The following is a 13,720-nucleotide window of genomic DNA, read 5'->3' as shown; positions in this document are numbered from 1 at the left end:
AGTCAGAGATTAGCCGAACCATCATTCTCCCCCGGGAGCCAAACTAATAACTACATGCAAGCAGAAGTAAAAGAGATAATGCCCCTGGAAGAAATGGAACAGGTGGCCAAGCAGGTCCGGAGAGATATAGTGCGCATGGTGCACGGCTGCCAGTCGGGTCACCCGGGCGGTTCTTTGGGCTGCACCGATTTTTTTGTGGCGCTCTATTTCCGCATCCTCAACCACAACCCCAGCTTTGACATGGACGGGGCCGGCGAGGACCTGTTGTTTTTGTCCAATGGCCACATCTCGCCGGTGTGGTACAGCGTGCTGGCGCGGTCTGGTTACTTTGACGTGAAGGAGCTCAAGACCTTCCGGAAGCTGGATTCCCGCCTGCAGGGCCACCCTACCACCCATGAAGACTTGCCGGGCGTGCGCATTGCCTCCGGCTCATTGGGTCAGGGCCTTTCTGTGGGTATTGGCGCTGCCCTCACCAAGAAACTGAACGCCGACAACGGCCTGGTCTTCACCTTGCACGGCGACGGCGAGTTGCAGGAAGGCCAGATATGGGAAGCGGCCCTGTTTGCGCCGCACAACAAAGTAGACAACCTCATCTCTACCATTGACGTGAACGGCCAGCAGATTGACGGCCCCACAGACAAGGTACTGGCCCTGGGCAACCTGCGCGCCAAGTGGGAAGCTTTTGGCTGGGACGTACTGGAGATGAACGGCAATGACCTGGTTGACATCATACGGGTGCTGGAACTGGCCAAGGCCAAAACCTTCAAAGGCAAACCCATCATGATTCTCATGCAAACCAACATGGGCCACGGCGTGGACTTCATGATGGGTTCGCACAAATGGCACGGCGTGGCGCCCAATGACGAGCAACTGGAGCAGGCCTTACTGCAACTGATCTCTAACCACCAGGATTATTAGCAGCCCTTCCGTTTTAAGCCCGTTTTTTCTGAAAACAGGCCTAAAACGCAACTCTAACCCATTATCCATCTCTGAGATTTTATTCATGAAAAAATATACCTACACAGAATCAAAAGATACCCGCTCGGGCTTTGGCGCGGGCTTACTGGAGGCCGGCCGCCGTAACAAGGACGTAGTGGCGCTGTGCGCCGATTTAGTGGGCTCCCTTAAAATGGCCGACTTCATCAAGGAATTCCCGGAGCGCTTTGTGCAGGTGGGCATTGCCGAGGCCAACATGATGGGCATTGCCGCCGGCATGACCATTGGGGGCAAGATTCCGTTCACGGGCACCTTCGCTAATTTTGCCACGGGCCGCGTGTATGACCAGATCAGGCAGTCTATTGCCTACTCAGACAAAAACGTGAAGATCTGCGCCTCGCACGCCGGCCTTACGCTGGGCGAAGACGGCGCCACCCACCAGATTCTGGAAGACATTGGCATGATGAAAATGCTGCCCGGCATGACCGTCATTAACCCCTGTGACTACAACCAGACCAAAGCTGCCACCATTGCCATTGCCGAGCACCGGGGCCCGGTGTACCTGCGTTTCGGGCGGCCGGTGCTGCCGGTGTTCACAGACCCAGAGCAGGAGTTTGAGATAGGTAAGGCCTGGATGGTCAATGAAGGCACCGACGTGAGCATCTTCGCCACGGGCCATCTGGTCTGGGAAGCCATTAAAGCCGGTGAGAAACTGGCAGAGCTAGGCATCTCCGCGGAGATCATCAACATTCACACCATTAAGCCCCTGGACGAGGAAGCCATCCTGAAATCGGTGGCCAAGACGGGTTGCGTGGTTTCTGCCGAGGAACATAACCGCCTGGGCGGCCTGGGCGACAGCATTGCGCAGGTGCTGGCCAAGAATACGCCGTTGCCCATGGAATACGTGGCCGTGAACGACTCCTTCGGGGAGAGCGGCACGCCGGAGCAACTCATGAAAAAGTACGGTCTGGATGATGCGCACATTGTATCTGCCGTGCAGAAAGTGTTGGAGCGTAAGAAAGCCCTGGCTAAATAAATGACGCTCCTGGCGCAGCCCTGTCTGCCGCCTGTACATAGAAAATAAAAAAGGATTAAGGGAAAGGCGGGCTCTTCTGGAGCCCGTTTTTTTTTAAGTGACGCCTGTATCCTGTACCTTGACCAAAAATCTTACGCATATGAATACCCCCGCTTACCAAGCCTTTCTGTTTGACATGAACGGCACCATGATTGATGACATGGAATTCCACACCCAGGCCTGGCACCAGATACTCACCCAGAAACTGCAGGCCTCCCTCACCTATGACCAGGTAAAGAAGCAGATGTACGGCAAGAACTCTGAAGTATTGGCCCGCCTATTCGGCGATGACCATTTCACCCCGGAGCAGGCAGACAAGCTCTCTCTGGAGAAGGAGAAAATCTACCAGCGCGAATACATAGACCACCTGCGGCTCATCAATGGCCTGGACCAGTTCCTGACCAAAGCCGCCGACCATGACATCCAGATGGCCATCGCCTCGGCGGCCATCATGTTCAACATTGACTTTGTGGTAGATAACCTGGATATAAGGTCCTATTTCAATGCCCTGGTGTCTGCAGATGAGGTGACCAAAAGCAAACCGCACCCCGAGACCTTTCTGAAAGCCGCCGAAGGCTTGGGCGTTACCCCAGAGAAATGTCTGGTGTTTGAAGACGTGCCCAAAGGCGTGGAAGCCGCCCAAAACGCCGGCATGGACTGCCTGGTCATCACCACCATGCACAGCAAAGAGGAATTCTCGGGCTTGTCTAATATCATCGGGTTTATTGAGGATTACACAGACCCTATGCTGGAGCAATTGTTCTCTGGGAAGGGAAAGTAACGGAAAGCCTGGGTTGCGGCTGGCGCCGCACGGAAGTTGCAAACTTCCGGCCTTTATAGGTCCAAGTTGAAAACTTGAACCAGGAGAAATCTTAAAATCCGTTTTGGGGCTGTTTTCTGAAAAACAGCCCCAAAGCTCAATACCTCCTACTCAACGCAGACTCTCCCCTTGAGGGGGCGCAGAGGAGTGTTTACACAGGAGAGGACTATGGATCGGATTTACTTCCGTGACTAACGATAGAAAGTCACGGAAGTAAATCCGATCCATACAAGAAAATACCTTTGTCAATCAACCTAAACTTGGCCCCTCTCTAATCGAAAAAGCTAAACCCCGTTTCACGCTTGTTTTTAGAAAAACAGGCCCGAAACAGCCTTAGCACATTTGTTTACCCGAACAGGTTATTGGTGAACTGTACCTTAATGCCTAGCTGGAAATCATTGATGGTTCTGAAAATTTCCTTAAGCGTGACCTGTTCAATCTTGGTGAGGCTGTTAAGGTCCAGGTAATTATCCGGCTGAGCCTTGTCGTTCATGATCTGGCTGGCCTGTTTGCGTAGCCGAAGGCCCATGAGGTAGTAGTAAGACTGCAGGAGTTCCTGGCTCTGCACCTCGGTGAAGACCCCGGCGTCTCTCAAGGCCTGGATGCGTTCGCCGGTGTTGGTTTTGAAGATGCGGTTCTGCAGGGCGTACACCCGCACCATATCTACAATGGGGGTCATGGCTTTCTTAAGGTCGAAGACCTTTTGGGTGCCCACCGTGAATGTTTTGATGTTGTTGAAAAAGGTAAGGGGCGGCTCGTACTGCAGGGCGTTTTTGGCCATGTAGTAGAATAGCCGCGGCATGGGTTCCTGCAGCTTCTGGTCCAGAAAACCCACCAACTCCTGCATGATGGCGAAGTCGCCGTAGAGGTAGCGGCAGTCAAAGAAGGTGGAGAATTGGATGGCCGTCTCGGGAACCAGTTCCTGCATCCAGCCTTCATAGTTGCGTTTCCAGTGCGAGAGCGAGTGCGTCCATTTGGGGTTCTTGGCCATGTAGCCGCCGGTGCAGTAACTGAAGCCAATGGTATCTAACCGTTCAGACACCATGTCAGACAGTTTCAGAAAATAGGCCCGCACCAGTTCGCGCTGCTCGTTGGCTTTGTCTTCATAGATAATGGCGTTGTCCTGGTCGGTTTTGAGGGTCTGCTCCTTGCGGCCCTCGCTGCCCAGCACCATGAACACGAACTTGGCCGGCGGCGGACCAATGATGGCAATCACCTCTTCTATCACCTTCTGGGCAATGGTATCGGCCACGGTGGTGATCACCTGGTTGATGATCTCAGATTTGGCGCCGCGCAAGAGCAATTGCATCACAATTTCAGGTACCCGCTCCCACCGGGCCTTCAATTCATTGACAGACCGCGCCAATTTCACCGACTGGATGAACACGAACGGCGACTGGGCCTGGTCACTCAAGAGTTTACTCCGGCTGATCATGCCCACGTACTGTCCGTTTTCCTCAATGAGCAGGTAGCGGGTCTTGGTCCGGAACATCAAAAGGATGGCCTCATAGATATAGGCGTCTTTCCTGATGGAGACAATGGGGTTGTCCATGATTTCGCGGGCCTGTCCGCGCACGTCTTCCTGGGCGGCCACCACGTTATCGCGGAGCGTGATGTCTGTGATATAGCCCGCAATCTGCCCAACCTCGTTCTTCACAAAAAGGCAGCTGGTCTTGTGCTGCGCCATGATGCGGGCCGCCTGGTAAATGGGCGCGGTGCTGGCGCAGGTCACAATATCCCGGTACTCTATGCTTTCAATGCGCCGGGAATAGAACTGGTCGGTGGCAATGTAGTTTTCGTCAAAGGAGGTGGGGCGTTTCACAAAATGCGCGAACTCCTCATTGAGCATTCGTATCCCAAACTCCTGCGTGAAATGGTGCAGAAACCCTTCACTGGACTTGGCCAGCGCCCTGAAATCCTTCTTGGGCAAATGGTACACCACCGTGCCTTTCTTGGCGATGACCGTGCGCAGCGATTTCTTGCGGTTGAGCAGCATGGAGATGCCGCCGTAGCAATAGCCTGCCCCGTGGTACTCCAGCACCCGCTTGTTTTGCGCGCTGTCATAGAAAAACGACTCATATTCGCCGGTCACAATCAGGTCTACGCCCCTCAGCTTGGTGGCTTCCTGATGATAAATGAGCGTGTCTTTGGGATAGGTTACTTCCTCCAGCAGGTCTAGCACACCCAACAATACGTCATCGCCCAGCAGGTGGAAAGGCTTTACGCTCTTCAGAAATTTGAGACGCTCGTTCATAGCCAGTAAAAAAGAAGTAAGACAAGTAACAAAAGGCCCAGCGCCCCCAATAGCCAACCCGGTAATTTGAAAGTAGAACGGGCAGGCGCCGCCGGTTGGGTGGAGTACGTATGCAGCCGCTGCTGGGCAATGGTGGCCTCGGTGATGATCTGCCGTTTGCGCAGCTCAAAAAAGCAGGCGGCGGTGGCATCTGCGTCTACTACAGCGTCATGCTGGTCTTCCAGGGTTTTATGAAAAAGATAGCCGTACAACTCCCCTAGCCTCAGGTAGCGTTTACGCGGTAGCCGCATCAGCTCTGAAGACGCCAGCATGGTGCAGAAGGTGTCCAGGCCGTCAAACGGGCTGGGCAGGCCGGCGCGGTAATAATCGGCGTTGAGCACATGGTAATCAAACTCCATGAAATGGCCCACCACCAAGGGTTGATACCGCTGCAGATCTTCCTGCAACAGTAGCAGCACCTCTTTCCGGGTTTTGCCGTTGTCGTGCAGGAACTCATGCGTGAGCGAATGGATTTCCAAGGACTCGGCGCTTATCTCAAAATCCAGGGGCCTGATGAAATGGTTCTCTCGCTTTACCTCCTGCTGGTCTTTGGAATAGACAACCCAGGCCACCTGCACCGTGTACGGCCAGTTGCCTTCCTGGGAATAGGGCACGTCCCATTGCTTGGGCAGGCCCGAGGATTCTATGTCTATGAACAGCAGATACTCTTTCACACTATTTCTTCAGCCTTGAGGGATATTTTTTATTTACTGCTAAACTTAGGTAAACGATGGCAGAATGCACGTGCGTTTTGAGCCTGTTTTTTAAAAAACGGCCCTAAAACAGCATCGGCTCCTGGTTGGTCCGGGAGCCGATGCTGTTTTAGGGTTAGCGTTTTAGCTGGTAGTACATCTCGCTCCAGCGTAGTTCGTTCTGGAACTGGCGCAAACGGGTGTCTTCATCAATGTGCACGCACTCAATGTCAGCCATGTCTGCGAAGTCTTGGAGGTTCTCAGAGGTGAGGTTCTGGCTGTAGCAGGTGTGGTGGGCACCTCCGGCCAGAATCCAGGCCGCGCAGCCGGTTTTCATGTCGGGATACGGTTTCCAGAGCACGCGGGCTACGGGCAGGTTGGGCAGGTCATGCTCGGGTTCTACGGCCTCTACGGTGTTTACCAGTAACCTGAAGCGGTTGCCCATGTCAATGAGCGAGGCGTTTAGGGCCGGACCGCCGGCTACGTTGAATACCAGGCGCACCGGATCGGCTTTGCCGCCAATGCCCAGCGGGTGAATCTCACAGGACGGCCTGTCCTTGGCGATGGACTCGTCAATCTCCAGCATGTGCGAGCCCAGCACCAGCGAGTTGGCCGGGTCAAAGTGGTAGGTGTAGTCTTCCATGAAGGCGTTGCCGCCTTTCAGGCCGCTGCCCATCACTTTCATGGCGCGCACCAGGGCGGCGGTTTTCCAGTCGCCCTCGCCCGCGAAGCCGTAGCCTTTGGCCATGAGCCGCTGCGCCGCAATACCGGGCAACTGCACCATGCCGTGCAGGTCTTCAAACGTGTCTGAGAAGCCCTTGAAATTGCCGTCTTCCAGGAATGCCTGCAGGCCCAGTTCTATCTTGGCCGCCTCACGCAGCGATTGGTACTGGTGGCCGCCTTTGCGCAGATTCTCCATTACGGCGTAACGCTCCTGGTATTCCTGGGTGAGTTGGTCTACAGAGGCATCACTCATCTCATTGATCACCTTCACCAGGTCGCCTATGCCGTAAGTGTTCACGGAGTAGCCCAGTTTCAGCTCAGCCTCCACTTTGTCGCCTTCGGTCACGGCCACGTAGCGCATGTTGTCACCGAAGCGGGCGAACTTGGCGCCTTGCCAGTCTTGCCAGCCGCAGGCGGCGCGGCTCCAGCCGTTTATCTGCTCACGCACGGCTTCTTCCTCCCAGTGGCCTACCACCACCTTCCGGTTCATGCGCATGCGGGACACCATAAACCCGAATTCTCTATCGCCGTGGGCGCTTTGGTTCAGGTTCATGAAATCCATGTCTATGGAGTTCCAGGGAATGTCGCGGTTAAACTGGGTGTGCAGGTGCAGCAGGGGCTTGCGCAGGATCTTGAGGCCGGCAATCCACATTTTGGCCGGCGAGAAGGTGTGCATCCAGGCAATAATGCCCACGCAGTTTTCAGTAACGTTGGCGTCCTGGCAGATGCGGAAAATCTCCTCGGTGGTTTTCACCACGGGCTTGAACACCACGTTTACCGGTATCTGCTCAGCATCATTAAGGCCGGCGGCAATCTTCTGGGAATGTTCGGCTACCTGGCGCAGAGTGTCTTCGCCGTACAGGTGCTGGCTGCCGGTCACAAACCAGACTTCGTATTGTTTCAGGTCAATCATAAATTCTTCGTCTATGGGCGGGCCTGGGGGCTAACGCCGGTATAAGGTTATTTTCTGGGTAAAGACTTATTGTCCGTAGTAAGAATCTGGGCCGTGCTTACGCTCAAAGTGTTTCTTGATGAGCGAGTCTTTCATGCGGAGCACCTGCGGATTGATCTGCTCTGTGAGAAGCGCCATGCGGGCGATCTCTTCCACCACGGCACTGTTATATACCGCTTTTTTGGCGTCTTTGCCCCAGGTGAACGGGGCGTGGTTGCCTACCAGCACCATCTCTACCTCTTCATAGCTCATGCCTTTTTCCTGCAGGTAGTTCATGATCTGGAAACCCGTCTCGTACTCATAATCACCCTGGATCATGGCATCATCCATGGGTGGGGCGCAGGGCACGTCGGTGGTGAGGTGGTCGGCGTGGGTGGTGCCGTAAAGGGGAATATCACGCAGGGCCTGGGCCCAGGCGGTGGCGTAGGTGGAATGCGTGTGCACGATGCCGCCAATGTTCTCCCAATGCTTGTAGAGCACAGCGTGAGTTTTGGTATCGGATGAAGGCCGTAAGGTTCCTTCCACGGTATTTCCGTCAAAGTCCACGATCACCATTTTCTCCGGCGTAAGGTCTTCATAGGGCACGCCGCTGGGCTTAATGGCGAACACGCCCAGCTTGCGGTCCACGGCGCTCACGTTCCCGAAGGTGAACAGCACCAGCCCCAGCTTGGGTAGCTGCATGTTGGCATGGTAAGCCTCCTCTTTGATATGTTGGTACAAACTCATGGGTGCTTAGTTGTTAGCGCTGGCGGGTACATCCTGCAGCTCTTCCTGTTCCTGGTTTTCCTGGGGCGTATGGCCGGGTTGGGCCTTTGTGCCGGTCTCTGGTAAATCTGCCAGCGCCTCTAGTTTGGCGGGGGCGCTGTGACTGTCCAGGAATCCTCCCAGCTCAGAGTATTTTATGTAGCGTTTGGCGTAAATAGGAGCTTTGGCTGGGTTAGGGCAATACTCCAGGTCAAAACCCTGGCCCATGGCCGCCATGGCGTCTTCTACTTTAGGGTAGATCCCTGCCGCGGTGGCCGCGAACATGGCCGCCCCAATAGCGCAGGTCTGCTCCGATTTATGGATCCGGATGGGCATGTTCATCACATCGGCCATCATTTGCATAATGAACGGCGACTTGCGGGCCACGCCACCCAGGCCAATGAGGCCTTTCACGGGTACACCCTGCTCATTGAACCGGTCTACAATCTTCTTGGCGCCAAAGCAGGTAGCCTCTACCAGCGCTCTAAACACGCGCGGGGCGTCACTGCCCAAGCCCAAACCCGAGATAGCGCCTTTCAGCACCTGATTAGCATCTGGCGTGCGGCGGCCGTTGAACCAGTCAATGGCGAATTCGTTGTTCTCAGACAAAGGAATGGCATCGGCGGCTTTGCTAAGTTCCGGGATGATTTTGTTAGAAACCTCCTCTACCAGCGCCTCGGCAGTGGCAGCGTCAATCACGCTGGAACCTTCCAGCAGGTTCTGCAGCGGCCATAGCAAAATGCGTTTGAACCAGGCATAGGTATCACCGAAGGCGGATTGCCCGGCCTCCATGCCCATCATGCCCGGAATCACGGAGCCCGGCACCTGGCCGCAGATTCCGCTGACCAGCGTATCTTTCACCTCGTCCATAGGCGCTACCAACATATCACAGGTAGAAGTGCCCATGACCTTGCTCAAATGGTAAGGCTCAATCTGTCCGCCCACGGCGCCCATATGCGCGTCAAAGGCTCCTACGCCTATCACCACCTCGGTAGACAGGCCCAGGCGCTCTGCCCATTCTTGGCTCAAGGTGCCGGCGGCTTGGTCGGCGGGATAGGCGGTGGAGAACAGGCGGGATGTGAAACCGTCCAGCACCGGGTCTAAGCTAGCGAAGAAGTCATTGGGCGGCAGTCCGCCAAATTCGGCGGCGAAAAGCGATTTATGGCCCGCAGAGCAGATGCCTCGTTTCATCTCAGACACGTCGTTTCCGCCCGTCAGCAGAAACGGTACCCAGTCACAGTGCTCTACCCAGGAATAACAGGCCTCACGCACCTTTGCGTCTTCGCGCAGCACGTGCAGCAATTTGGCCCAGAACCACTCAGACGAGTAGATACCGCCCACGTATTGCAGATAGTTGATATCGAACCTGGTGGCGTGCGCGTTAATCTCGGCGGCCTCTTCCACGCCCGTGTGGTCTTTCCAGAGCACGAACATGGCGTTGGGGTTTTCCTCAAAACCCGGCAATAGGGCCAGCGGGGTTCCGGTCTTGTCAACGGCCACTGGCGTAGAGCCTGTGGTGTCCACGGAGATGCCTTTCACCTGACGGGCCACGGACTCCCCCCCGGCCTGCTGCAGACAGTCTTTGATGGTTTTTTCCAGTCCCTCTATGTAGTCCAAAGGGTGCTGCCGGAACTGATTGGCTGGGGCGTCACAATAAAGTCCTTTGCCCCAGCGCGGGTAATGAAAGACAGAGGCCGCCACTTCCTGGCCGTTGCGGGCGTTTACCAACACCGAGCGCACGGAATCTGACCCGTAGTCTACGCCAATTACAAATATATCTTGTGCCATAGCTTTCTTATTGCTGTCAAATTAACGCTTATTCCCCTACTGCCCAACTTTCTCCGCTAACTTTTACGAATTTAAGCGCCAGCAGCGGGCGCAGAAATAGACAATACAATAATAACGAAAAGCTTGCTTAAAATGTATTCATGACACTTATTTTTGTTTAAAGGAATCTTCTCTATCCCGGGCAAGGCTTAAGGGAGGCCGAACACATTTAAGGCAATTGGTGTATAAACCGGCAGCGCTCCTGTTTCGGGGCCGTTTTCTTAAAAACGGCCCCGAAACAGGAGCGCTGCAAAAAGGGAAGAAGGGGTGCTTAGAGCAGGAACTTCTCCGGGTTAGGAATGAATTTCAGGAATGCCTGGAAGTTGTCATAGTACTTCTCTTTGTCCAGCTTGAAGTAGAACGCACCCTTTCTTGAATTCTCCTTGTCTTTGTCTGGCTGGCGCACCAACAGCCCGGTAGATAACACTTTACGACTAAAGTTCCGCTTGTCAAAGGTGGTGTCATACAGCTTCTCATACAGCGTCTGGAGCTGGGGCAGGGTAAATTTCTCAGGCAGCAGCTCAAACAGGATGGGGTGCAGGGCGGCTTTGTAGCGCAGGCGCATCTTGGCCATCTCTACCATCTGCTCATGGTCAAAGATGAGTTGGGGCCGCTCATTCAGCAGAAACCACTCGGCGTGGTAGTCTGAGCTCAGTTGGGCCTGGTATTTCTGGATGTCAATGAGGGCGAAATACGGTACGGCAATGGTGCGCTCCACGGGGTCACGGCTAGGCTCACTGAACGCGTTGATCTGCTCCAGGTACACGCCTTCCAGGCCGGTGAGCTGCTTGAGCACGCGCTGGGCGCCTACCTCCAGGCTTTCTTCGGGTTGGATGAAACCACCCATCAGACTCCATTTCTGCTTCTCAGGGGCAAACCCCCGCTGGATCAACAGAATCTTGAAGTTCTCCCCGTCAAACCCGAATATGATACAGTCAACGGCTACTAGAAACCTTGACTGCCCTGTATACTTCATCATTGCGCTTCTACTTTTTCGTACGCTTTTGTTGTTAAAAGGAACCTGGCCACTTCCCTCCCATTCTTCACCCTTGGCTCCTCAGCTTTTGCCCTGCCCTTTGACCCAAGGGAAGGCAAAGAAAAGAATAATTCAGGCGCTGACCCAGCAAACCAACCCGCATCTACAAAAGAACGCGGCGCCAAACCAGAAAATTATCACTAGCCTGCCGCACCAGTTTTGCGTTTTAGCCCTGTTTTCCGGAAAACGGCCCTAAAACAGTCTTTCTCTTACCTCACGGAGAACTTGTACAGAGACACCGTTTTATAGGTCTGCCCGGGTTTCAGGACCGTGCTGGGGAAAGTAGGTTGGTTAGGTGAATCTGGGAAATGCTGGGGCTCTACGCAGAAACCCGCGCGGTATTCATCTCTGGCGCCAGACTTAAGGGCGTGATTCCCTTTCATGAAGTTACCGCTGTAAAACTGCAGGCCCGGCTCCTGGGTTATGATCTCCATCACTATGCCCGTCTTATCACCTATCATAGTGGCCGCGGTTTCCAGGCCGGACTTGGTTTTTCTGTTCAGCACGTAGTTATGGTCATAGCCCTTGCCAAATTTCAGTTGCTGGTTCTGCTGCGCGATATTAGCGCCTATGGGCAGGGCTTTTCTAAAGTCAAAGGGGGTGCCGGCTACCGGTTCAATGCCCGTAGGAATAGCGGTGGCGTCTACGGGGGTGTATTGATCAGCGTTGATCTGGAGTTGGTGGTTTAAGATGGTGCCGCTGCCTTCGCCGTTCAGGTTAAAATAGCTGTGGTTGGTCAGGTTCACTACGGTGGTTTTGTCTGTGGTGGCCTGGTAAGTGATCTTCAGTTCGTTGGCATCGGTGAGGGTGTAGGTCACTTTTGCCAACAGGTTGCCCGGGTACCCGCTGTCCAGGTCTTTAGAGAGATAGGTGAGCTCCAGGGTATTCTGGCTGGGCTGTTTGGCGTCCCACACCACCCTTGAAAAGCCATTGGCGCCGCCATGCAGGTGGTTAGGTCCATTGTTAGTATCCAGGGTATATTCTTTGCCCTCCAGGGTGAACTTGCCCTTGGCGATGCGGTTCCCGAAGCGGCCTACAGTGGCCCCGTAAAATCCGTCGGGGCCCTTGGTGTGGTCATCCAGCGTCCCGAAGCCCAGTACCACGTCGGTCAGTTTCCCGGCTTTATCTGGTACCCACAAGCCTACCAGCCGCGCCCCGTAATTGGAGATGGCCGCCTGCAGGTTATTCTTGTTTTTGAGCACGTACAGATCCGTCTGCTTGCCATCAATGGTCCGCTGGAAATTAGCCCGTTCCGGCAACCTCACCGTTTGGCCGGGAGCTACTTTCACGCTGGTTTTCGGCCCGGAAATAGACTGGGCACAAGCGCCGTTTAAGAGCAGGGCACCAACGAGAAGCGCAGAGACAGATCTGGATAGGAAACGCATAAATCTTGACAGAGGGTTAAGGGGACAATTTAAAGAAAAACTCCGGATTGGGTACACCCTCCGCAGCCCCTATGTGTTCTCTTACTGCGCCAATGCCACCACCGGCCATTTCTCCTTATCCCAGGTCAGTTTCTCTACTCGTAGTTTGGGCCGTCCGTTCTGGGTAGCGTCATAGCCATGGAAAATAAGGTAGTCTGTTTTGCCGAAGGTATAGACGGCGTTGTGCCCTACCCCATTCCAGGCCGCGTTGCCTTCCAGCAGGATGGTGCCGCCGCCGGCGTCCAGGGCCACGCCGTTCTTATCAAGGTAAGGGCCCTGCACGTTTTTGGCCCGGCCCACCATCATTTTGTAGTCGCTTTTGGCGCCCTTGCAGCAGTAGTCAATAGAGGCGAACAGGTAATAGTAGCCGTTCTTCTTAAAGATAAACGGGGCTTCAATGGCATTGCCGCCCGCACCCGCGGGATTGCCTGGCAATGGCGCCGGGTTGGCACTTACGGTCAACCCTTTCCGCCGGCTGGCGATGGTAGGAAAAGTGGTAATATCCTCGGCCACGGACAGCCGGTCTTTGCTTAGCCGCACCAGCTTCAGGCCTCCCCAGAACGACCCGAAGCTCATCCATGGCGTGCCTTTCTCGTCCACTACCACGTTGGGGTCAATGGCGTTCCAGTTGGTCTGCCCCGGCACCGATTCAATGATCTTGCCGTGATCTACCCATTTAAACTTCGGGTCTGTAGGGTCCAGGGTCACGTTGGTAGCCAGGCCTATGGCCGAGGTATTTTTCCCGAAGGCCGAGATGGAGTAATACAGGTAGTATTGCCCGTTGTAATAGCTGATGTCCGGGGCCCAGATGTGGTTGTCCTTGAAACCGGGCACCGCTTTTACCGCCCACGCCGGGGCCGTGGCGAACACGGGTTGCTCCATCTTCCAGTTCTGCATATCCGTAGAAGACCACACTGAAATGCCGCGACCCGTGCTGAACAGGTAATAGGTGTTGCCTTGCTTGGCCATGACCGGGTCATGCACGGTGAGACTGCTGGCCGGCTGGGTCTCAGCGGACGGCGTAGTCCCTTGTCCCGCAGAAGCTGGAGTATTGGTGTTGGTTGGCGCACCTGAGGGAGAAGTCTTGGTTTGGGCGCAACCCGTCAGGGCCAGCAGGAGTAAGAAAAAGGAGGTAATTCTAATCCTCATGAGCATTGTCATCTTTATTCGTTTTGTGGCTGTTTTGGCCAAAATGGCC

At 54.7% G+C, this 13,720-nt stretch carries 11 protein-coding genes; 3 read left to right on the top strand and 8 right to left on the bottom strand.

Features of this window, described 5'->3' with window-relative positions:
- The first annotated feature begins 54 nt into the window (after window positions 1-54).
- The 3 genes from TH63_RS00465 (at window position 55) to TH63_RS00455 (ending at window position 2,792) form a co-directional block, all read left to right on the top strand.
- Window positions 55-918 (top strand): transketolase, encoded by an 864-nt coding sequence (locus TH63_RS00465; protein WP_048919191.1) that lies wholly within the window; start codon window positions 55-57, stop codon window positions 916-918.
- An 85-nt stretch (window positions 919-1,003) separates the two neighbouring features.
- Entirely contained in the window at window positions 1,004-1,972 is a 969-nt protein-coding gene (locus TH63_RS00460) for a transketolase family protein (RefSeq protein WP_048919190.1), read from the top strand.
- Between the two features lie 139 nt (window positions 1,973-2,111).
- Window positions 2,112-2,792 (top strand): HAD family hydrolase, encoded by a 681-nt coding sequence (locus tag TH63_RS00455; protein ID WP_048919189.1) that lies wholly within the window; start codon window positions 2,112-2,114, stop codon window positions 2,790-2,792.
- Window positions 2,793-3,177: 385 nt separating this feature from the next.
- Here the strand turns inward: TH63_RS00455 and TH63_RS00450 are convergent, their stop codons facing one another.
- The 8 genes from TH63_RS00450 to TH63_RS00415 all read right to left on the bottom strand — a co-directional run bounded on the left by TH63_RS00450 (window position 3,178) and on the right by TH63_RS00415 (window position 13,671).
- Window positions 3,178-5,085: a DUF294 nucleotidyltransferase-like domain-containing protein gene (locus TH63_RS00450; protein ID WP_048919188.1), complete on the bottom strand. Its 1,908-nt coding sequence runs from the start codon at window positions 5,083-5,085 to the stop codon at window positions 3,178-3,180.
- On the bottom strand, window positions 5,082-5,798 hold the full coding sequence (locus tag TH63_RS00445) for a 3'-5' exonuclease (RefSeq protein WP_053093711.1): 717 nt from the start codon (window positions 5,796-5,798) through the stop codon (window positions 5,082-5,084). Before TH63_RS00445 ends, TH63_RS00450 begins: the two co-directional genes overlap by 4 nt.
- A gap of 154 nt (window positions 5,799-5,952) precedes the next feature.
- Window positions 5,953-7,452, bottom strand: a complete 1,500-nt coding sequence (araA, locus tag TH63_RS00440; protein ID WP_048919187.1) for an L-arabinose isomerase — start codon at window positions 7,450-7,452, stop codon at window positions 5,953-5,955.
- A 66-nt stretch (window positions 7,453-7,518) separates the two neighbouring features.
- Window positions 7,519-8,217 carry an L-ribulose-5-phosphate 4-epimerase gene (locus tag TH63_RS00435; RefSeq protein ID WP_048919186.1) on the bottom strand — a complete coding sequence of 233 codons (699 nt, stop codon included), beginning with the start codon at window positions 8,215-8,217 and terminating at the stop codon, window positions 7,519-7,521.
- A gap of 6 nt (window positions 8,218-8,223) precedes the next feature.
- Window positions 8,224-10,023: a ribulokinase gene (locus tag TH63_RS00430; RefSeq protein WP_082161506.1), complete on the bottom strand. Its 1,800-nt coding sequence runs from the start codon at window positions 10,021-10,023 to the stop codon at window positions 8,224-8,226.
- Between the two features lie 310 nt (window positions 10,024-10,333).
- Window positions 10,334-11,041, bottom strand: coding sequence for an NUDIX hydrolase (locus tag TH63_RS00425; RefSeq protein ID WP_048919185.1), 708 nt, complete (start codon window positions 11,039-11,041; stop codon window positions 10,334-10,336).
- Between the two features lie 266 nt (window positions 11,042-11,307).
- Window positions 11,308-12,483 (bottom strand): aldose epimerase family protein, encoded by a 1,176-nt coding sequence (locus TH63_RS00420; protein WP_048919184.1) that lies wholly within the window; start codon window positions 12,481-12,483, stop codon window positions 11,308-11,310.
- A gap of 81 nt (window positions 12,484-12,564) precedes the next feature.
- Window positions 12,565-13,671 carry an arabinan endo-1,5-alpha-L-arabinosidase gene (locus tag TH63_RS00415; RefSeq protein ID WP_082161801.1) on the bottom strand — a complete coding sequence of 369 codons (1,107 nt, stop codon included), beginning with the start codon at window positions 13,669-13,671 and terminating at the stop codon, window positions 12,565-12,567.
- Window positions 13,672-13,720: the final 49 nt, after the last annotated feature.

The organism is Rufibacter radiotolerans, from assembly GCF_001078055.1.
In the GTDB taxonomy this organism is placed as follows: Bacteria; Bacteroidota; Bacteroidia; order Cytophagales; family Hymenobacteraceae; genus Nibribacter; species Nibribacter radiotolerans.
This window is presented reverse-complemented; position numbering and strand designations above follow the sequence as displayed.

Coding starts and splice junctions, on each gene's coding strand:
- TH63_RS00465 (WP_048919191.1), top strand. CDS start 55: ATGCAAGCAGAAGTAAAAGAGATAATGCCCCTGGAAGAAATGGAACAG.
- TH63_RS00455 (WP_048919189.1), top strand. CDS start 2,112: ATGAATACCCCCGCTTACCAAGCCTTTCTGTTTGACATGAACGGCACC.
- TH63_RS00420 (WP_048919184.1), bottom strand. CDS start 12,483: ATGCGTTTCCTATCCAGATCTGTCTCTGCGCTTCTCGTTGGTGCCCTG.
- araA (WP_048919187.1), bottom strand. CDS start 7,452: ATGATTGACCTGAAACAATACGAAGTCTGGTTTGTGACCGGCAGCCAG.
- TH63_RS00415 (WP_082161801.1), bottom strand. CDS start 13,671: ATGAGGATTAGAATTACCTCCTTTTTCTTACTCCTGCTGGCCCTGACG.
- TH63_RS00430 (WP_082161506.1), bottom strand. CDS start 10,023: ATGGCACAAGATATATTTGTAATTGGCGTAGACTACGGGTCAGATTCC.
- TH63_RS00425 (WP_048919185.1), bottom strand. CDS start 11,041: ATGATGAAGTATACAGGGCAGTCAAGGTTTCTAGTAGCCGTTGACTGT.
- TH63_RS00460 (WP_048919190.1), top strand. CDS start 1,004: ATGAAAAAATATACCTACACAGAATCAAAAGATACCCGCTCGGGCTTT.
- TH63_RS00450 (WP_048919188.1), bottom strand. CDS start 5,085: ATGAACGAGCGTCTCAAATTTCTGAAGAGCGTAAAGCCTTTCCACCTG.
- TH63_RS00435 (WP_048919186.1), bottom strand. CDS start 8,217: ATGAGTTTGTACCAACATATCAAAGAGGAGGCTTACCATGCCAACATG.